Source organism: Pedobacter nyackensis (genome assembly GCF_900176505.1).
GTDB lineage: Bacteria > Bacteroidota > Bacteroidia > Sphingobacteriales > Sphingobacteriaceae > Pedobacter > Pedobacter nyackensis.
On sequence record NZ_FWYB01000008.1, the window covers coordinates 57,981 to 79,062 of the forward strand.

Sequence of the window (21,082 nt, forward strand, 5' to 3'; positions counted from 1 at the left end):
TTAATGGAATACAAACATCGAAGGGAAATAATATCCGCTGTATGGAATCTGTTTAATCAACGCCCCTGTTTCTGCATTGTGAAAATAGATATTGTTCACAGCGTAGTTTACGCCATAGCCATCCTGCACAGTCGTAGTTACAATCTGATTGGTTTGCGGGTTGTATCCTAAGTTCTTTTTATAGAACGACTGTTTATCAGGTGTAGTGATGAACGGCTTATCCAGCGTTGATTTGTTGCCTTCAGTGTACTTATAAAGTTCTTTACCGCCACCAAAACTTGGCGACTTCAATAAAAATACGGTATTGTCTTTTGTAGAGGCTACAATTGGCGACGAGAACCAGGCAAACCAGGTATTCGAAGGTGTAAAAGGTAATTCAACACTATCCGTTTCTAAAGTTTGAGGATTAGCGCTGTACAAGAATTTAGCTTTGGTATACCATACCTTTTGATTAGGTGTTTGGGCGAAACCTAAAGTAACACTCTTTATTTTCTTAACAACACTAAGGTCATCTGCATCATAGATAATCACACCTGCCGATTGGTTAAGTACAAAGATGTATTTACCTGCTTTTAGCATGTCTCCCGTTTGTCCGCTGGCACCTAATAACTTAAATGAAGGTTTAAGCGTCTTAAGATTAATTAAATAAACCCCATCAGAACTACTTAAAAGCCCCCTGTTTTCGTCCAATCCAACAAAAGCACGCCAATCGTAATCAGCGGATCCTGGAATACGACCAACTTCTTTCATTGTTTTGGCATCAGCTACCACAACAGGTCCTCTAACTTTACTCACTACATAAAGGTTATTGTTAAACTTTGTAGCAAATTGAACTGTCGAGCTAGTTGGCTCAAATCCGCTGCTATTTGGGTTTTCTTTCTGAAACACACTGTCTTTCAATGTTCCTGATTCATTATCAAAAAAGCTCACTGAACCGGTACCATGCCCCATCCAACCTTCGTTGATTACAAAAAAACCGTTTTCATACTTGCTTACAACGGGTAATTCTTCTTTAACACTGTCGTCCTTTTTACACGCAACTAAAGCACTTGACATAACTAGTGCAAGTGCTGCATTTTTTAAGTTTAAAATCTTCATTTATTTGTTTAGATATTTATTTAAGAGAGCGTATACTGTGATATAATCAGGTTATATTGCTGAATATTATTTGTAGGTATAAGCGAAAACTGCATGCTGAGGCAAACCAGCTGTTACAAATTCGAATTTCTTTTTACCGTTTACTGTAAAGCAATAGGCCTTTCCTTCGTTTGAATTGAAATAATTCGCATCAGTAATCAGCACATTCTCATTAAAAGCATTCACATTAACACCATACATCGTGTTTAAAGAAGTACCATCCTTAATAAAATCACTTGTAACCGTACCTGTAGTTACATCAAAGCTTTTAATGGCGCTATTCCAGTCTGTAATTAAATAAGCTTTGTTTTTATTCGAGGTCATTGGGCCAACGTTCTGATCATAGGTTCCTGTAACCATATCGGTGCTGCTGCTGATTCTTCTAAGATCAGGCATTAAATCCATGTAATTACCCCAGGATACAACCAGTAAATCGCCATTTGCTGCTGCAGTAATCTTTACGGGGTTATAGCCAACAGCAATATCCTTTAGCTTTGTAAATTTCTCCAGGTCGATCACTGTTACTTTGTCTTTCAAGCCCCCATAATAAGGATGGTCAGAATTGGTCACATACAACTTGCCATTGGCAGCGGCCAAGCCTTCCAGTCCACCTGCCTTTTGGGTTCCGTTAAGCAATTGAAGTTCCCCATCAATAGCCATGGTAGCCGTATCAATGCGACTGATCACCCCATCATAGCGGGAAACATAGGCCTTATTCTTATAGAAAGTAACGTAACGAGGCATATAACCATCAATTGCAGAATTAAAAGATATCGATTTAAGGGATTTTCCGGTAGCGATATCAATAACCTCAACAAATGATTGCTTTTTGCCCTGAATACCCGAAAGCACACAGTACATTTTACTTCCGTAAGCTTTAAGGTCATTGGCAGTTTCGCCCAGCGATCGGCCATTAATCTTTTTAAAGTAGTCCTTCTCTGAATCGCCACTTTCAATATCATAGTAAGAGATAGCACTATTGTTATCGCCCATCGTGCCTTCACAAAGTACATACACTCCTTTTGTTCCGGTAATAACCGGAGCAGGCACTACAGGATCAATTATAACAGGCTCAGCTGATTCGTCTTTTTGACAAGAAGTGATCATTACGGAACCAAGCATAGCGAGCGCTAGCGTTAAACGGCTAAAATTGCAGTTAACTTTCTTCATTTTATTTAGTTTGTATTGGTTTAAAACAGATTATTTCTTTAAGTCTAGGCTGATATCAATTGCCCCACCGATCTCAGCAGAAATCTCTCCCAGAAATCTTGATCTTGGACTATCTCTAACCGGCTCATATGGGTTTCCATTCGAATTTTGCGCGGTATAAACCTTAACAAAGTCGATATGTTTCAAAGCGACAGGCTTACCCTGATCATCAACAGCCCAGGAGATATCAAAAGAATTATAAGGTAGTCCTGAAGTTTCCATCATGGTTTTATAGTCTTCAGATCCATTGTCAAAATACCCCCATTCAAATGGTTTATTGGTAATTATGGATCCATCAGACAAGGTATTCTTCAACTTGGTACCGGTAAATGTGAGCTGATCCTGATCTTTAATCCATAATGGATAATACTGTTTGTTATGAAAGGGGTTTCTTAGGATATATCCCTCTTTACCCTGATTATCAGTCCACCTGATATCATCAGTTGTATTTTTAGGATTATAATAAGTAATCTTATAGTTTTTGATGGTTTCGACTTTATGGTACTCACTTCCGGCCAATTCATACCAGTTTCCATCATCAGGCAATCCGTTGTTGTTCAGATCCTGCATCACCATCACGATACCTGGCTCAGACCATTCCCCATTTGTGCCGGTTAAGGGGTTACCAAAAATACCAATATCAGCACCTTCTCCGTTGGCTATCGAGTGGTCGAAACCAAAAATAAGATACCCGCCAAATCCGCCCAGGGAAAGTAATCCCTGGCGGGCTTTACCTACAAGTGCCTCAGCAGCAGCAACACTCCCCACCCCTTCGTTAATAAATTGACCAGGAGCAGGCATATACTCATATATTTTACTGATAAACTTGCTGCTCGATGAAGTTATAGGCCTGGTTACATAACCGGTGTCCTCAGATTCATCCTTTTTACAGGAACTAACAGACATTTGAAAAGCAATAAGCAATACCATTGCAGATTTCAAACTCAGATTGGTTTTGTTGAAATTCATTTTAAGATTATATATGATTTAATAAATAAATGCGAAGTGTGCAGGGATATCGCCGGTGGTAACAGACCATTTCCTTTTCCCCGCCGAATTGAAACAATACAAGGTTCCGGGCGAAACGTAATCTTTGGCATCCGTTACAAATACATCCTTGGTAAAAGGATTAACAGCAATTCCATATGGGATGAGAATATTTTTGTCTGTACCGTCAGTGATAAACTTCTGATCAGCAAACAGCTCATCTTTTACATTTAAGACACCGTAACTTATGGTATTACCTCCCGTTATGTAGCTAAATTCAGTACTGTAGAAGTAGGCTTTATCGCCATCAATTGCCAGATTGCTTACCCCAATATCAAAGGTCTTTTTAATGGTCTCAGTTTTGGTATCAATCACAAAAAGTTTGGAAGGGGTATCATAATAATCCCCCCTTGAAGTGACATAGAGGTCTCCATACTGATCAGCCTTAAGACGATGCAGATTTATAGCCACATCTATGTTTTTAACCACCTGAAAAGCATTCAAATCAATTACTGAAACGGTTCGTTCGTAATTTGGCGGACTATACCCTCCTGAATTGGCTACATATAACTTTTCTCCAACAATCGCCATTTCCTCAGGTTGCCTACCTACCTCTATCCTTTTATCCTCTTTCAAAGTCGCCGTATCTATGCGTACCACAACTCCTCGCGGTGCTTTTGGATCACCCACTTCACCTAAATAGGCGCTTACATAAGCATTGCCTTTATGGAAAGTGATGTAGCGGCAGTTGAGCACGTCAATCTGCTTAATCTTCTTTCCGGTTTTAACATCCAATACCTCTACCTTATTAGAAATATTGACTACCACATACAGTTTAGAACCATACACCGCGATGTCATTCCCAACATCCCCCAATCCTTTCACTACTTCGGGATTAACTTTACCGTAAATATTTCTGCGATATAGGCCAGTTCTGAAATCCAGGTAATCCAATGAAGCCTTATTCATATTCATGTTTCCCTCGTTTACCAGGTAAAAACCCTTTATCACACTAGAAGGATCAGGAACAGTCATTTCTGCTTCTTCTTTTACAGGATTTAAATCCTTCCTGCAGGCTGTAAATGTTAGCCCACAAAGCAGAACCAGGTATAAAAAATATAGTTTTCTATTGTTCATCATTAGTAAGAATAAGATAGCGTGAAACGATATGAACGTCCAGGGATAGGGAAATTGGTAATTACGGCGTAAGACTGGTTAAACAGGTTATTTACTTCGGCCGAAAAACGGATGTTTTTACTGGTAAGCTGTTTATTGTATTGAAAGGCGATGTCGTGTGTATACCAGGGCTGAACATAGTTTGCAGGAATATTTGCACTCTGATCATACCGCTCGCCGGTATAGATGTAACTATAATTCAAGCTTAAGTTTTTCCAGTCCAGTCCGCCAATAACTGAACCGCTATGAAGGGGCGTATAAGGAATCTGGTGCATGTAGTTCAAATTCACATTGGTAACATTAAGTGCCTGCTGATAAGTATAGGTAAGTCCTGCATTAGCCCTTAGTTTATCTGTAATTTTCCAGACAGACTGCGCATTCACATCCAGTCCTTTTATTTCCACCCGTCCTAAATTTTGCATGCTCCACCTAAATAGATTGGCTCCCGGAACAGCAACAATTTTGTCCTTTACCGTATTGTAATAAGCATCTGATTGTACACTGATCTGGCTCAACCAATTATTTTCAAAGACCTTTATATACGTAAAACCCAGATCGTACTGCTGAGTATATTCGGGCTTAAGAAAGGTGCTTCCAATAAATGTATAATAGAGATCATTAAAGGTTGGCATCCTGAAAATGTGCTTATAAAAGGCACGCAAACGGAACTCCTTTGAACTAAAAGGCTGCCATGAGGTCATTACCGTGGGCGTAAATTCACTTTTATTACCTGCAGAGTAATATTGTTCTACTTCGTCATTTACCAGTGTCCCCAGTAAATTGGCCTGGATGTTTAACCTGTTCAGACGAATTTCTGTAGCCACCGCAATCAATACTGTTTGTCGGGTTGGATATGGGAAACGATACAGGTTAGCATCTAAGGTATTGCGCTGGTAATCTGTTGACAATACAACATCCCATAAAGAATTGATTTTATAGCGGTTAGATAGGGTTAAATAGAACTCCTGCTGCTTGTATATGTTATTGGTAAGCCCATCATCCTTAACAATAGTTGGATCCAGATACCTGGAATAGTCGTTGGCATACTTTGCAGATGCCATCAGGTTATACCTGCCCGCTTCTTTTTTATAATTCCCCTGAACAAAGAAATTCCTGTTCCATAAGCGCTGGGTAAAGTCGTACACATTGTTAACTATCGCCCCTGGCAGACCTTGCTCATCATTGTAGAAATACACTTTGGCACTCCATTCACTGCTATCCGGCAATTTACCATACAAGCCCCCTTCGATCCTCATGGTTTCTATGTCGCCGTTTTTTCTCACCAGTGTGGTATCGTATGCGCCATTGGTATCATGGAATTTATATTTTCCATTAGCCTTTTTGTATTCCGTGCTGAATGAACCATAAACCTTATCGCTTACTTTCCTTTGCCAGCGAACTGATGGGTTAATTAAACCAAAGGAACCTGTTTTAAATGTTGCGGTTAAATGATCATGCTGTCCCTTCTCGAAAACAGGTTGTTTGGCGTTAAGGTAAAGGGAGCTTCCAGATGCAAAGCCTTTGGCCGACTGAAAAACAGTGCTTTTCTGGCCATTATACAATTCTATTTCCTCAATGTTATCCAAAGAAAACTTTCCAAGATCTACCTGCCCGTTTTGAGCATTACCAAGTTGCACGCCATCATAAAACACGGCAGTATGATTGGTTCCCATGCTACGCACGTTAATGGTTTTTAAGCCACCAATACCCCCATAGTCCTTTAACTGAACACCTGAGAAAAAGCGAACGGCGTCAGCAACGGATAAACTGTTTAACCTTTGTAACTCTGCTCCTGATAATATTTGCAGTGGTGTAGAAGAGGTTTGTCGGCGAGTAACCTTTACCCTATTGATCTGGACTTCTTTGAGTTGGTTTACTTTATTTAAGGAATCTGATTTTAAGGTTTTAATTGCCCCTGTTTGTGCCTTAAGATTTTGAGGCACAAGGAGACTGCAGCCGGTAACGGCAATAGCAGTCAATAAAGCACAATTAACACCCCTAAAGGCATATTTGTTTCTTATCATTTTGTTGTGAGTATTACCCACAGCAAACAGTTAGATTAAGGAAATGAAATACAATAAATAAGCACTCACTCCTAGCTTCAATCCCCGAAAGCTATGAAATCATAAAAGCGAATGGCAGGTCTTCTGACTTACTCCCGGATATTCTGCCTTCCCAATCGTCCCCTTGTTAAAGGTTTAGAAAAGTGGCTTCGATTTGAATACCGTTATAGAGCTTACAGCTGCGGGACAGTTACGGAATTACACCGTATTCCCTTTTAATCCAGATAGGTTAATTCCTATCGGGAACCAAAAGCGCTGCGAAGGTACTTATTATATAGATACCAGCAAACACTTATAAAATAAAAGGCCTCTTTTGCATGATACAAAAGAGGCCTTTATGATAAAAAAAGGTTAATTAACCTATGGTTTTATTTAATGGTAAAACTTACACCGGCGTTCACATTGAAGCCCATGTTATTGTAACCATAAAATTCATTATACTTCTCGTTCAAAACGTTCTTAAAATCTGCAAATAGCTTTACTTTTTTAATCAGCGTATACTCCCCATAGAAGTTTAATAATTTGTAAGCAGGAAGGTTTTCAATTACATAATCATCAAAATTACCATCCGTACGCTTGCCATTATACTTAAATGAAGAACTTACATAAAGCTTATTAGTAGCCTGAATTCCTGCATTTAAACCAAAAATATGCTTTGGTCGACGCAACAGATAGTCAGAAACCTCGTTGGTCACAAAATTAAATTCTGTCCCTTCTACATAAGCATAAAATGCGTTGATATTAAACGCACCAAATTTCAATGATGGCTCTACCTCAAAACCTTTAGCTGTTTGGTGTGCCTGGTTTACATACCCCACATTTCCATACACAATACCATCTGTTAAATCCCTTTTAAAACCCGCAATACGCAACGTGTATTTATTGTCCGCAAGACTGAGGCTAACACCTGCTTCGTAGTTTTTAGAACTCTCTGGTTTAAGATTTAAATTAGCCCCATACAATCCGAATAAATTCTCCAATGTAGGCGTCTTAAATGAAGTTGAAAGCGTACCAAATAGCTTTACTTGTCTTATAATGTTAATCGAAGGGGTAATGTTGTAAGTATAGTTTTCACCATATTGTTTATGTTTATTGTAACGTCCGCCAACTTCAAGGTTAAAAATGCTTAAATCATGTGCAAATACAGATGCATAAGTACTAAATAGGTTGGTCGACACGCTTGAACCAGAATTCGTTCTGGAGCTCGTAGCCCTATTATCCAAACCCACTAAAACATCAACATTACTACCTACTTTTTGATTGTAAAATAAATCAATCAGATTCAACTTACCTTCACCAAGATTTGATCCATATTGATTTACAGAACCAATCGAAGAAGTTTCGTAGCTGTAATTGAACGTCACTTTACCTGTTCCGAAATTATATCTTGAGCTAACACCCCCATTAAAGTGCTTCACCTTCGAATTGTTAGTTGGGTTATCCGTAAACGATGTCGCATCAAAATCGTAATGTCCATAAAAATAGCGAAGGAAAGGGCTAATGCTAAAATTATCCGTGGCCTGCAAAGAGAAATTCGCGTTAACTGCCGCAGTATTGTTGCCATCCTTTTCAAATGGAGTTGTATTTCCAGCTGGTTCAGCTGCTTCCGAAAAACCATCAGTTTTTCCTTGAGTGTAAGCAATGTTGTAAGAGAATTTATCCACATTAGCACTCATCCCTATAGTACCTTTATAGGTGTTATAAGTTCCGTAGCTAGCTACACCATAAACGCTATTGCCAGCATCCTTACCTTTTTTAGTTACGATGTTAATTACGCCGGATACCGCATCAGAACCGTAAATGGTCGACTGACCGCCTTTTAAAATCTCGATATGGTCAATCTGATCGATTGAGAACATACGAAGGTCAAATGCACTTCCTGAACCAGCCGGATTACTTACCAGAATACCATCAATCAACACTACAGCATAAGCACTTCCTGCACCTCTTAAAAACAAACTCTTATTTAAGCCTGCATTTGCCGTTGCACCACCTACAACAAGTCCGGCTTGTTCGTTTAGCAGTTCAACCAAATTTTTACCCTGACTACGGTCTAACACATCCCGTCCGATAATGGTAACCACCTTACCAGTCTGCGATTGCTTCTGGTCGTTCTTTGTGGCCGAAATAACAACGTTATCAAGGTCTACAACCTTCTGGGCCTGCGATGTCTCTGTAACACCTAGCTGGATTATACCAGCACTCATTGCAATTAATAGTTTACTATTAAGCTTCATTTTATATTGTTTTTGTTTGTGAGCTATTACCCACAGCAAACAGTTAGATTAAGGAAATGAAATACAGTAAATAAGCACTCACCCCTAGCTTCAATCCCCGAAAGCTATGAAATTTATTACTCGTGGCAGGTCTTCTGACTTACTCCCGGATATCCTGCCTTCCCATTCTCCCCCTTTACAGGTTTTAGAAAAGTGGCTTAGATTTGAACACCGTTACAGAGCTTACAGCTGCGGGACAGTTACGGAATTACACCGTATTCCCTTTTAATCCAGATAGGTTAACCCTAAACCGGAACCAAAAGCGCTGCGAATGTACTTAATAATTCAACTACCACCAACATCCATAATTCATATATTTTTTAATACTTATATTTATCCTTATTAATGCATAACAATGAATAGAATAATTTTCGCCTTTATACTCCTGATCAGCCTCCCTGCTATGGCACAAAAAACTGATACAATCCTGATAGAGAAATTAATGCGTCAACATCCGGATCTATTTACCGCCGTATTAAATCATCCACAAAAAAACCAGATACAGGTGTTGTACACGCAGGTAATTAAAAATGAAAACCTCCCCCCATTGTTTAGAAGCTATAGCTACAATTTGGATCCTCACCGGTATTTTTACCCAGCCAGCACGGTAAAACTCGCCGCCGTTGTCTTTGCATTGGAGAAGATCAATGAATTGAACATAACAGGACTAACTGCACAAAGTACTATGCTTACTGATAGCGCCTATATGGGGCAAACCAAAGTGCGTAAAGATACCACTGATAAAAACGGACTCCCGTCCATTGAACATTACATCAAAAAAATCCTGTTAACCAGCGATAATGATGCATTTAATAGATTATTCGAATTCATAGGTCGTGCAGAGATCAATCAAAAACTTAAAAAGTATGGTTTTGATGATAGTCGCATACTAAACCGTCTTGCCATCGGTGATGCCGGCAACTCCGCAAAACACACTAACCCCATCAAATTCTATAATAAAGAAAAACTGATATATACACAACCAGCCCAGTACGACCCAAAAGAATACCCCTTAGAATTGTCTGCTACAACAATGGGAACTGGCTACATAGATAGCGCTGAAAAATTAGTCAATAAGCCCTTTACTCTGGCCAACAAAAATGCTTTTAGTATCCCAAATCAACAATCAATGCTAAAAAGACTCATGTATCCAAAAGCCTTCCCCGCTTCAGAACGATTCAACCTGAAACCTGCAGATTATGAACTGATCTATACCTACATGAGCAAATTACCCACTGAAAGCGATTACCCTGCTTATGACCCAAAGGAATTCTGGCCAACCTATGCGAAAATGCTTTATTACGGTCGGGAAAAGGGCGCGCTATTGAATCCGGACCTCAGGATATTTAATAAATACGGAGATTCATACGGATTCATCATAGACAACGCCTACTTCAAAGACAGTAAAAACGACATCGAATTCTTTCTGACAGCAGTTGTTCAATCCAATGAAGATGGTATTTACAATGATGGCAAATATGAATACGAAACTGTCTGCTATCCTTTTATGAAGAACATTGGAAAGCTACTGTACAATTACGAATTGGAGAAAAAGCGGCAATAACAATTATTTTTCATTGGAGTGTAATTTGTTTCTTAATGGTAATGAAGCTATCATGAGTTTTTATTCATTGCTTTCGAGTGTAAACTCATGATGGTTTCATCAAGTAGTTGCTTTTTGATTTCAACCAGTTGCTCTTGTTCCGGCTTAGCCAATACAGGAAATTTAAGGTCCAAACCCTTAAAAGTTTGTAAAAGAATGTCACTGACTACTAACCTTGCATACCATTTTTTATCAGCTGGGACAATGTACCAGGGCGATGCTTCTGTAGAGGTTTCAGACAAAGCCTCCTCATAAGCCTTCATATAATCCTTCCACAATCCCCTTTCAGCTATATCCCCGGAAGAGAACTTCCAATTCTTTGCAGGGTCATCAATTCTTTCCAGAAAGCGTTTTTTTTGTTCTTCTTTTGAAACATACAAAAATATCTTTATGATCACTGTTCCATTGTCAGTAAGGTGTTTCTCGAAATTCCGGATGCTCTCATACCGCCGCTTCCAGAATGTTTCATCAATTTTCTTAATATCGGTATAGCCCGGAACCCGCTCATTCAACACGTATTCAGGGTGAACTTTACAAACCAGCACATTCTCATAATGCGACCGGTTGTGAACACCTATACGTCCCCTTTCTGGCAAAGCCTTATAATGACGCCATAAAAAATCATGATCATATTCTTCTGAAGTAGGCGCTTTAAAACTATATACCTGGCAGCCCTGAGGATTTAAACCTGACATCACATGCGATATCACACCATCTTTTCCTGCGGCATCCATTGCCTGAAACATAATCAAAATAGAGTGAGAATCGGCAGCATAGAATATTTCCTGAAACCTGGTCAATTGCGCTTTAATCTCTGCCAGCTCTTCGGTACCATCGTCCTTTTCAGTCGATCCGTTATAACATGTGGAATAGTCATTAAGCGAAACTTTTTTCCCGGCAGCAACCTGATATTGTTTAACATCTATCTTCATAAGCAATCAAATAAAAATATATAGCAAGAAATTGTAAACCTTTATAAATTTGAGCTAAAATTTAAGTAAATTAATTACGTTAATTTGCACTGTTAAGTTTTAACACTATTTAACACAAACTGTTTTACGTTTTTTTGATCTTTACGTCCATGTTTAAAGAAATTAGCAATAAGTACATCCGTTATTCAAGCATATTCCTTTTTTGTATCATCATCTTTTTTTGTGCGCTGCAACTCAATTTCTTATGGCTTTTTGGGTACTCTCCATCTTATAAAGACATCAAAGCACCTACCCTTCGTGTAGGCTCAGAACTATATACATCCGATGGAAAATTAATCGGTCGCTATTACAAAGAAAACCGCACACCTGTAAATTTTAATGAGATATCGCCCAGTGTAATCAACGCCCTCGTAGCTACGGAGGACGTTCGTTTTTACAGCCACATGGGTATCGACTTCCGTTCATTGCTTTCCAGTGGAATCTCTACTGCTACCGGCGACAAGCGCGGAGCAAGTACCATTACCCAACAGCTGGCAAAAAACCTGTACCGTACCAGATACAACAAATCACAAGGTTTTTTAAGTCATGTCCCAGTGCTTCGTACCATCGTAGCCAAACTAAAAGAATGGCTTACTGCGGTAAAATTAGAATCCAACTATACTAAAAACGATATCATTACCATGTATCTAAACACCGTTTCGTTTGGTAATAATGCATATGGTATCAAAACCGCTTCCCGCATCTATTTTGATAAAGAAGCCAATCAACTCGAAGTACCCGAATCAGCATTGCTGGTAGGTATGTTAAAAGGCACAACAACCTATAACCCAATCAGAAACCCTCAGAAAGCATTAGAACGTCGTAATGTTGCCCTGGCGCAGATGAACAAGTATAACTATATTTCTGCTGCCGAATTAAACACTTACAAAAACACGCCGATAAAACTTAAGGAAGGAAGAATTGATGAAGGAAGTGATGGCGATTCTTATTTAAGAGCCGCAGTAGATAAATACCTTGAAAAATGGTGTAAAGACAATGGCTATAACCTATATGAAGATGGATTAAAAATCTATACAACCATTGACTCAAAACTTCAACAATATGCAGAAGAAGCTGTAGCCGAACAAATGAAAACCCTTCAAAGAAGATTTTATAGTGTTTGGGGCAATGAAGATCCATGGGAAGATTCTGAAGGGAAAAAAGTAGACTATCCGGATCGCGCCATGCGCAACCTTCCGATTTATAAACAACTGGAAAAAAAATACGCCAATACCCCCGATTCTATAAACGCATATTTTAATAAAAAGAAAAAGATGAGAATCTTTACCTGGAAAGGTGACAGAGACACGCTTTTCTCTACCATGGACTCGATCCGTTATTACGGAAAAATCATGAATGCAGGAATGATGACCCTTGATCCTTTCAATGGTAAAATAAAAGTATGGGTTGGTGGTATTGACCATAAATACTTTAAATACGATCACGTAAACCAATCGAAAAGACAAGCAGGTTCTATATTTAAACCTTTCGCATACCTTGCCGCGCTTGAAAGTGGTATGAGTCCATGCGATAAGCTTACCGATAAGCCTGTAAAAATAGCCTATCAGGAAAAAGGAAAAACAGAGTACTGGGAGCCTAAAAATGCGAGCTACAGCTTTAGTTACAATGAGATGTCGCTACGTTACGCAATGGCACGCTCTGTAAATACCGTTACAGCACAAATTACTGAAAAAGTTGGATGGGATAATGTGGTAAAATGGGCACATGAATGCGGTATCGAGAGTGATTTAGAATCCGTTCCGTCAGTGGGCTTGGGGCCGAATGATGTTACCGTATTTGAAATGGTTAAAGCCTATGGCACCTTTTTAAATGATGGTATAAAGACCGATCCGATTCTTGTTGAAAAGATTACCGATCTGGACGATAATGTCATTGAAGAATTCAAAGCAAAAACAAAAAGAACTCTTACAGAAGAAATGTCGTGGTTAATGCTGTACATGCTTAGAGGAGGAATGGACGAACCAGGTGGAACCTCTCAGGCTTTATGGGAATGGGATCTTTGGAAAAAAGGAAACCAGATTGGTGGAAAGACAGGCACATCGAGTGATTATGTAGATGCATGGTACATGGGCGTTACCAAAGACCTGGTAACAGGTATCTGGATAGGTTGCGATGAGCGCACAGCGCACTTCAAAAATGGAGAAACAGGTGAAGGCTCAAGAACCGCTCTGCCTATTTTTGGCAAGTTCATGGAAAAAGTATATAAAGACTCAAGTACGGGATATACCATGGGACCTTTCCCTAAGGCTAAGGTAAAAATCACGAAAGAGATTGACTGCCCTACCCCAAGACAACAAGTCGACACAACCTCTAATGATAGCTTAGCTGTGGATTCAACTAATTTTGATGTACCTCCAATAGAAGAAACGGCGCCAGTTCAAAATGAGCCTGTACTCCCGAAAACAGAAGAAAAGAAAACAGTTGAACCAGCTAAACAGCCTACTACTGAAGTTCCGCTTACCAGAAAAGAAGAAAGGGAAATGAGGAGAAAGCAACGTCAGGAAGAAAAGGAAAGAAAGAAAAACAATCAATAATCCAGTAAAATATAAGCGCTATGAATAAAAGATCTACTTTTCTAACAAGAATAATCCCCATCCTTTTCATTCTCATGGCACCTTATGCCGATCTTCATGCCCAATATTTTGGACAAAATAAGGTTCGCTACAACAATGAGAAATTCAAAGTTCTGCAAACCCCACACTTTGAAATCTACTACTACCTGCAGAATGAAAAATTTATAGAAAAGTTTGCTCAGGATGCTGAAACCTGGTACAAAATGCACCAGGAAATATTTAAAGATACTTTTGTAAAAAAGAATCCAATTATCCTATACAACAACCACCCGGATTTTCAGCAAACAACAGCCTTGCAAGGTGACATAGGTATAGGAACCGGTGGTGTTACCGAAGCTTTTAAAAACAGGGTAATTATGCCTGTTATGGAGTTGAACAACCAAACCCGACATGTACTGGGCCATGAGCTTGTTCACGCCTTCCAATACCACCTCCTGCTGGAAAAAGATTCGATAAACCTGGAAAACATTAGTCAGATACCTTTATGGATGATTGAGGGTATGGCCGAATATCTATCTGTAGGTAAAACAGATGCTTTTACTTCCATGTGGATGCGTGATGCCCTATTAAACAGAGATATCCCTTCATTAAAAGATTTAACCAACTCAAATAAGTACTTCCCTTACCGTTATGGCCAGGCATTCTGGACTTTCGTTGGTTCCGTTTACGGTGATACGACCATTGTCCCATTGTTTAAAGCGACAGCAAAATATGGTTACGAAAATGGATTGAGATATACTTTTGGCTATGACGACAGAGCACTATCCGGCTTATGGAAAAACGCCATTGAAGCCCATTATCGCCCTATGCTTAAGTCCGACAGCTCCCAGATTAAAATCGTTGGAACAAAGATCATAGACAATAAAAATGCAGGCAATATGAACGTTGCACCGGCCATCAGTCCGGATGGAAAATACCTTGCCTTTTTATCCGAGAAAGATCTTTTTGGAATTGATCTCTTCCTCGCTGATGCCAAAACAGGTAAAATTCTTAGAAAACTGAGTAGCCAGGTATCCAATTCCCATATCGATGATTTCAACTTTTTAGAATCCGCCGGAACATGGTCGCCAGACGGTAAGCAGTTCGCATTTAGTATATTCAGTAAAGGTAAAAACCAGCTGATGATCATTAATGTAGACAACGGTTCAGTTGCACTACGAGCAGAAATGGGCAACGTAGCGCAGTTTGGGAATCTATCCTGGTCTCCAAATGGTGACGACCTTGCCTTCTCAGGAATGATTCAGGGACAAAGCGATATCTTTAGTTACAACTTAAAAACCAGACAAGTTACCCAAATCACTAACGACATCTATTCTGATTATGCCCCGGCCTACTCACAGGATGGGAAGAAAATCGCTTTTTCATCAGACAGAGTATCCATGTCCAGCAACAACAAAACAGCTGTACACCCGATCAACCTTACCGTGTACGACATTGATAGTAAATCATTAACAGATATTCCAGTATTCCCGGGAGCAAACAATCTCAATGCACAGTTCTCAGGAGATAGCAAAAGACTATTCTTCCTGTCAAACAGAGATGGATTTAGAAATCTTTATGAGTACAACCTAACTGACAACAGCGTAAAACAACTTACCGAGTACTTTACGGGAATCAGTGGAATCACCGAGTTCTCACCAGCCATTTCAGTATCCAGAAATGACGAAATCATATACAGCTACTACCGCTCACAACGGTATACCTTGTACAACTCACCCCTTAGCAGCTTCCGCGCAAAACCAGTAGAAGCTAATGATGTAAATTTTGATGCTGCCATTTTACCTCCAATGGAAAATCTTGGCGTTGACATCGTTAATGCAAACCTAAATAATTTTGAAAAATTTGAAAGAACAACTGCAGACTCCATGCGATTGGTTCCTTACAAACCTAAATTCAAATTAGACTACCTGGCAAATAGCGGTGTTGGTGTTTCAACAAGCAGATTCGGCACAGGCGTACAAGGGGGGATTGTTGGTATGTTTAGTGATATCCTTGGTCGAAATCAGATTGTTGCAAACCTATCTGTAAATGGTGAAATCTATGATTTTGGCGGTTTAGTAGGCTATATCAATCAACAAAACAGAATCAATTGGGGTGCTGCTTTATCACATATACCGTATATAACCGGTTTCAGAGAATTTGTCCCTGATAAACTCGACAACAACGGGCAACAAATCGACGTGCTTAATGACAGAACCAACCTGATCAGAACATTTGAAGACCAGGCACAATTATTTGCAGCCTATCCTTTCAACAAAGTACACCGCTTTGAAGCTGGTGGAGCCTTCTCACGTTACAGTTACAGGATCGACCGCATCAGTAATTACTACGAAAATGTAAATGGCTACCCTGGATATTTCATTGCATCAGAAAAGACTAAAGTTCCTTTAGATCAGGCTACCAATGAATTTGGAGTGCCATTTAAAAGCTTCAATATATTCCAGGCAAACGCTTCATTTGTTGGCGACAATTCTATAAACGGAATCACCTCACCTTTGGATGGCTTTAGATATAGAGTTGGAGCTGAGCAATATTTTGGAGATTATAATTTTTCTGCTGTTAATGTTGACTTAAGGAAATACTGGCGTTTAAAGCCGGTTACACTAGCAGCAAGAAGTTATAACTATTTAAGAATAGGTAAAGACGGAGAAAACCTATATCCTTTGTTTATAGGCTACCCCTACTTGATAAGGGGCTACGAAGCGACTTCTCTTTATAACAACAGTGGTGGCATTTCCAATGGTTTTGATATCAACCAATTGTCTGGAAACAAAATAGCGGTATTTAATCTTGAACTGAGGTTACCATTTACAGGACCTAAGAAATTATCTGCAATCCCTTCTAAATTCCTGTTTACGGATCTAAACCTCTTCTTTGATGCTGGCTTAGCATGGAATGAAGGCTCTAAAGTTGTTTTCAAAAATCAACCCACAAATAATATAGATCCATTGAAAGATGATCAGGGAAATGAACTGACGGACCTAAATGGAAATAAAATCTATACTAAAACCAATGAACGCGTACCAGCAATGAGTGTTGGTATATCCTTAAGGGTAAATATATTTGGGGCATTTGTACTGGAACCTTACTATGCTATTCCTTTTCAGCGTAATGACATCAAAACCGGCGTGTTTGGCTTAACCTTTGCACCAGGCTGGTAATCACCTGAAGAGTCGGTTAAAAGCCAACCAGAAGTCGTATCATGAATCATGATACGACTTTTTTTATATAGTTTATATGTATACGCTGCAATGATGAAATTTAAGAAAGCATATTAAATGACAGGTTAACCTGATTGATCATTTTTCTCCCGGAAGTAATGTGTTCGAAATCCAAACCAATGGTTAAATCAACCCAATCCGGGTTACAAGATCTTACCAAACGTTCTTTCTGCATCCTGGTAAATCTGCTAACTAATTTAAAGCGACTTAATGCCTGAGCCTCTGTTTTGAACTCTTCAAAATAAACCAGCCTGGTTAACTGCTGTCCACTGTCAAAGAATAAACAAGGCATCTGTTTGTAGAAATCTAATGTTTTAATTAGATCAGAACTCATACCTACATGTAAACTAGTTCTGTTCCTGTCGGTTACCACGTACACAAATTTTTTCATAACATTAAGCTTAAATTTAATAAACTAAATTAGTTAGTACACCTATTGGATATTCAAATTAATAATACTAACTTTATTGGCACAATAATACTAACAATTTTAGTAAAAACAAATTAATTCTAACTTTTTATTTTATGTCAAATATTTCATCCAACCTTAAGTACTTAAGAAAGAAAAAAGGCCTCACTCAGCAGCAATTCGCTGATGCTATGGGAATTAAAAGGTCGCTTATTGGTGCTTATGAAGAAGACAGGGCGGAGCCAAAATACGATTTGCTAAAAAAAATAGCAGAACACTTTGACCTAACAATAGATGAATTCATTAACGAAAACATCAATGAAGACTGGAAACCCAAACCAAAAAGCCAGGGTTCTAATCTTCGGATATTAAGCATATCAGTTGATAAAGACGATAATGAGAATATTGAGATGGTACCCGTAAAGGCTAGTGCCGGCTACTTAAACGGATTTGCCGATCCTCAGTATATTAAAGACCTACCTAAATTTCAGCTACCCCTACCTTTTTTAAAGCATGGAACATTCAGGGCATTTGAAATTGTTGGCGATTCCATGTTGCCTATACAACCGGGAAGTGTAATCGTTGCCGAATACATGGATAACTGGAATGACGTTAAAACCGGAGAAACTTATATTGTTGTCAGCAAAAACGAAGGTGTTGTTTACAAAAGAGCAGGAAACCGCTTTAAAGAAAACAAAGATCTTAAGTTGATATCAGACAATAAAATCTATGATCCATATACCGTCTCAGCTGACGATATCCTGGAAATATGGAAAGCCAAGGCTTATATCTCAACGGCTTTACCCGATCCAACACCTGAACCTACCATAGAAACACTAAGCACAATGATGGCACAGATGCAGAAGTCAATCTCGCAACTGAACAAAAACTAAAAACATCTACCTATATATTTAACACCCATCAACCTGACCACGGAGTAGCTGCGAAGCAAAATAAATTCAGGTTGACGGGTATACTTTAATCTGCTTTGTATATTTTTGAATACCATGAACAACGCAGAGCAATTCATTCAAAACAGGTTACAACAAAGAGCCGATAAAGGCATCTTAAGAACGCTCTCCTCAACTGAATTCCCCATAGATTTTTCTTCTAATGATTATCTAGGCTTTGCAAGATCATCCGAATTAAAGAAGCACACTGCAAGCGCACTGACTCATCTAACAGATTATAAAAACGGAGCGACAGGCTCGCGTCTGCTTAGTGGCAATCACGCATTTACAGAAGAGACAGAACGAGGCATTGCTGTCTTTCATCACGCAGAAGCAGGACTGATATTCAATTCAGGTTATGATGCCAATGTGGGGCTTATATCAAGCTTAGCGCAACGTGGAGATACCATTATCTCTGATGAATTGATACATGCCAGTCTGATCGACGGAGCAAGACTTAGTCATGCCAACCGTTATACCTTTAAACATAACGATCTGCATCAGCTGGAAGCCAAATTAAAAATAGCCAGGGGCAATGTATATGTACTTACAGAAAGTGTGTATTCAATGGATGGCGACATTGCCCCTTTAGCCGAGATCAGTAAACTTTGTGTGCAATACCAGGCACACCTAATCGTCGACGAAGCCCATGCTCTGGGTATATTCGGAGCGTTTGGCAGCGGACTCGTGCAAATGCTTGGTCTTGAAAATATGGTCTTCGCACGAATCGTAACTTTTGGGAAAGCACTTGGCTGTCATGGTGCCATTGTACTTGGATCCACAAATCTCCGCGCATACCTCATCAACTTTGCACGATCTTTTGTTTATACTACTGCTGCCCCTATTCATTCCATAGCGACAATCCATTCCGCCTACCAAATTCTGGCAAAAACGGATCATACCGTCCAAATAAAATCAAAAATAGCCCTGTACCTGGATTTGGTCAGAAAATCAAATGTTCGTACCATTCCAAGTACGAGTGCTATACAAACTGTTTTATACAACAATAGCATTGCCGCAAAAGAAGCTGCTCAAACACTGCAAAATAAAGGATTAGATATCAGAGCAATATTGAGTCCTACAGTTGCCGAAGGAAAAGAGAGATTAAGAATCTGCCTTCATCTATTTAACAGCGATCAGGAAATTGAAATGCTGGTTAACGAATTAAAGACCTTAAAACATGAATAATACTTATTTTATTACGGGGATTGGTACAGGTATTGGCAAAACGATTGTGAGCGCCATACTTACAGAAAAACTAAAAGCAGATTACTGGAAGCCTGTGCAATCAGGCGACCTGGACATTAGTGATAGTCTTTTTGTAAAACATCTGGTTAGCCCAGATACCATCATACATCCCGAAAGCTATCGCCTTAGTCAGCCTTTATCACCACACCTATCGGCAAAGCTAGATGGAATCAACATTACAGTTGAATCCATTAAAAAGCCACAAACCAATAACCATCTGATTATTGAAGGAGCCGGTGGCTTAATGGTTCCCTTAAATGATAACGAGTTAATCCTGGACCTGATCAAAAGTTTACAAGCCAAAGTGATTGTTGTATCGCAAAACTACCTGGGTAGTATTAATCATACCCTACTAACCCTGGAAGTACTTAAAGCAAATAATATCAGCGTTGAAGGTATTGTCTTCAATGGAACAGAAAATCAGGAAAGCGAGCAATACATTACGAACTACAGCAAGGTAAAAGTCCTTGGAAGAATTCCAAAAATGAGTGTCGTAGATAGCGAGAATATCAAAAAGGCAGGTCAGCACATTACATTATAATTTACGCACCATATGATAAACAAAAAAGGGGGAGTCAATCGACTCCCCCTTTTTTTATAACTTATAAGTTATATCTATTTTACTGCATCAATTACAGCTTTAAAAGCTTCTGGATGGTTCATAGCTAAATCTGCTAAAACTTTACGGTTTAAACCGATGTTTTTGCTAGCTAATTTACCAATTAACTGAGAGTAAGATATACCGTGCTGACGTGCTCCAGCGTTGATACGCTGAATCCACAATCCGCGGAATTCTCTTTTCTTAACTTTACGGTCACGGTATGCATATTGCAAACCTTTTTCTACCGTATTTTTAGCAATGGTGAAAACCTTGCTTCTTGATCCCCAATAACCTTTGGCTAAATTTAAGACCTTTTTCCTTCTTCTTCTCGAAGCTACTGCGTTTACCGAACGTGGCATGTGTTTGTTGTTTTTGATAAACGGCGTTGCGTATTACAGCAAACTTACTACCGGTTACCTGGTTAAAAATTAATTATTTACCGATTGCAAGCATACGTTTAACGTTGCCCGTGTCAGCTGCTGACACCATTGAAGTGTGTCCTAAATTACGCTTACGTTTAGTCGACATCTTAGTTAAGATGTGGCTTTTGTAGGCATTCTTCCTTGCGATTTTACCTGTTCCAGTAAGCTTAAAACGCTTTTTAGCACTGGAATTGGTTTTCATTTTTGGCATAACC

At 39.2% G+C, this 21,082-nt stretch carries 16 protein-coding genes and 2 riboswitches; of the genes, 6 read left to right on the top strand and 10 right to left on the bottom strand.

The features are described 5' to 3' along the window. The 6 genes from B9A18_RS15115 to B9A18_RS15140 all read right to left on the bottom strand — a co-directional run bounded on the left by B9A18_RS15115 (position 1) and on the right by B9A18_RS15140 (position 8,809). Positions 1–1,098 carry a DUF5074 domain-containing protein gene (locus B9A18_RS15115; protein ID WP_084290166.1) on the bottom strand — a complete coding sequence of 366 codons (1,098 nt, stop codon included), beginning with the start codon at positions 1,096–1,098 and terminating at the stop codon, positions 1–3. A 66-nt stretch (positions 1,099–1,164) separates the two neighbouring features. Next, entirely contained in the window at positions 1,165–2,307 is a 1,143-nt protein-coding gene (locus B9A18_RS15120; protein ID WP_144009514.1) for a YncE family protein, read from the bottom strand. Positions 2,308–2,337: 30 nt separating this feature from the next. Beyond that, positions 2,338–3,315: a PKD domain-containing protein gene (locus B9A18_RS15125; protein ID WP_084290168.1), complete on the bottom strand. Its 978-nt coding sequence runs from the start codon at positions 3,313–3,315 to the stop codon at positions 2,338–2,340. An 18-nt stretch (positions 3,316–3,333) separates the two neighbouring features. After that, the gene (locus tag B9A18_RS15130; protein ID WP_317048239.1) at positions 3,334–4,473 is read right to left on the bottom strand and encodes a YncE family protein; all 1,140 of its coding nucleotides are present in this window, start codon (positions 4,471–4,473) and stop codon (positions 3,334–3,336) included. Further along, the gene (locus B9A18_RS15135; RefSeq protein ID WP_084290169.1) at positions 4,473–6,533 is read right to left on the bottom strand and encodes a TonB-dependent receptor; all 2,061 of its coding nucleotides are present in this window, start codon (positions 6,531–6,533) and stop codon (positions 4,473–4,475) included. The genes B9A18_RS15130 and B9A18_RS15135 overlap by 1 nt, the downstream gene beginning before the upstream one ends. A gap of 96 nt (positions 6,534–6,629) precedes the next feature. Then, positions 6,630–6,838, bottom strand: a riboswitch (cobalamin riboswitch). 102 nt (positions 6,839–6,940) lie between these two features. Then, complete coding sequence (locus B9A18_RS15140) at positions 6,941–8,809, bottom strand: TonB-dependent receptor plug domain-containing protein (protein ID WP_084290170.1); 1,869 nt, start codon at positions 8,807–8,809, stop codon at positions 6,941–6,943. A 107-nt stretch (positions 8,810–8,916) separates the two neighbouring features. Next, positions 8,917–9,124: riboswitch (cobalamin riboswitch) on the bottom strand. 79 nt (positions 9,125–9,203) lie between these two features. Here B9A18_RS15140 and B9A18_RS15145 point away from each other — a divergent pair. Beyond that, positions 9,204–10,412 carry a serine hydrolase gene (locus tag B9A18_RS15145; protein WP_084290171.1) on the top strand — a complete coding sequence of 403 codons (1,209 nt, stop codon included), beginning with the start codon at positions 9,204–9,206 and terminating at the stop codon, positions 10,410–10,412. 50 nt (positions 10,413–10,462) lie between these two features. Here the strand turns inward: B9A18_RS15145 and B9A18_RS15150 are convergent, their stop codons facing one another. Next, entirely contained in the window at positions 10,463–11,383 is a 921-nt protein-coding gene (locus B9A18_RS15150; protein WP_084290172.1) for a polyphosphate kinase 2 family protein, read from the bottom strand. A 149-nt stretch (positions 11,384–11,532) separates the two neighbouring features. Here B9A18_RS15150 and B9A18_RS15155 point away from each other — a divergent pair, with 149 nt between their 5' ends. After that, positions 11,533–13,977, top strand: coding sequence for a transglycosylase domain-containing protein (locus B9A18_RS15155; RefSeq protein WP_084290173.1), 2,445 nt, complete (start codon positions 11,533–11,535; stop codon positions 13,975–13,977). A 20-nt stretch (positions 13,978–13,997) separates the two neighbouring features. After that, positions 13,998–17,177, top strand: a complete 3,180-nt coding sequence (locus tag B9A18_RS15160; RefSeq protein ID WP_084290174.1) for a basic secretory protein-like protein — start codon at positions 13,998–14,000, stop codon at positions 17,175–17,177. Positions 17,178–17,277: 100 nt separating this feature from the next. On the opposite strand, the gene B9A18_RS15165 is transcribed toward B9A18_RS15160, so the two are convergent. After that, the gene (locus tag B9A18_RS15165) at positions 17,278–17,628 is read right to left on the bottom strand and encodes a GIY-YIG nuclease family protein (RefSeq protein ID WP_084290175.1); all 351 of its coding nucleotides are present in this window, start codon (positions 17,626–17,628) and stop codon (positions 17,278–17,280) included. Positions 17,629–17,762: 134 nt separating this feature from the next. On the opposite strand from B9A18_RS15165, the gene B9A18_RS15170 reads away from it, so the two are divergent. From B9A18_RS15170 to bioD, 3 genes are all read left to right on the top strand, one after another. Further along, a complete protein-coding gene (locus B9A18_RS15170; RefSeq protein ID WP_084290176.1) occupies positions 17,763–18,539 on the top strand; it encodes an XRE family transcriptional regulator in 777 nt (258 codons plus the stop codon). Between the two features lie 114 nt (positions 18,540–18,653). Continuing rightward, a complete protein-coding gene (locus tag B9A18_RS15175; protein WP_084290177.1) occupies positions 18,654–19,784 on the top strand; it encodes an aminotransferase class I/II-fold pyridoxal phosphate-dependent enzyme in 1,131 nt (376 codons plus the stop codon). Continuing rightward, positions 19,777–20,385, top strand: a complete 609-nt coding sequence (gene bioD, locus B9A18_RS15180; RefSeq protein WP_084290178.1) for a dethiobiotin synthase — start codon at positions 19,777–19,779, stop codon at positions 20,383–20,385. The genes B9A18_RS15175 and bioD overlap by 8 nt, the downstream gene beginning before the upstream one ends. Positions 20,386–20,459: 74 nt before the next feature. Here bioD and rplT read toward each other — a convergent pair whose 3' ends face one another. Both rplT and rpmI read right to left on the bottom strand, forming a co-directional pair. Continuing rightward, entirely contained in the window at positions 20,460–20,804 is a 345-nt protein-coding gene (gene rplT, locus B9A18_RS15185; RefSeq protein ID WP_008238152.1) for a 50S ribosomal protein L20, read from the bottom strand. 73 nt (positions 20,805–20,877) lie between these two features. After that, positions 20,878–21,078 carry a 50S ribosomal protein L35 gene (gene rpmI / locus B9A18_RS15190; protein WP_084290179.1) on the bottom strand — a complete coding sequence of 67 codons (201 nt, stop codon included), beginning with the start codon at positions 21,076–21,078 and terminating at the stop codon, positions 20,878–20,880. Positions 21,079–21,082 lie beyond the last annotated feature (4 nt).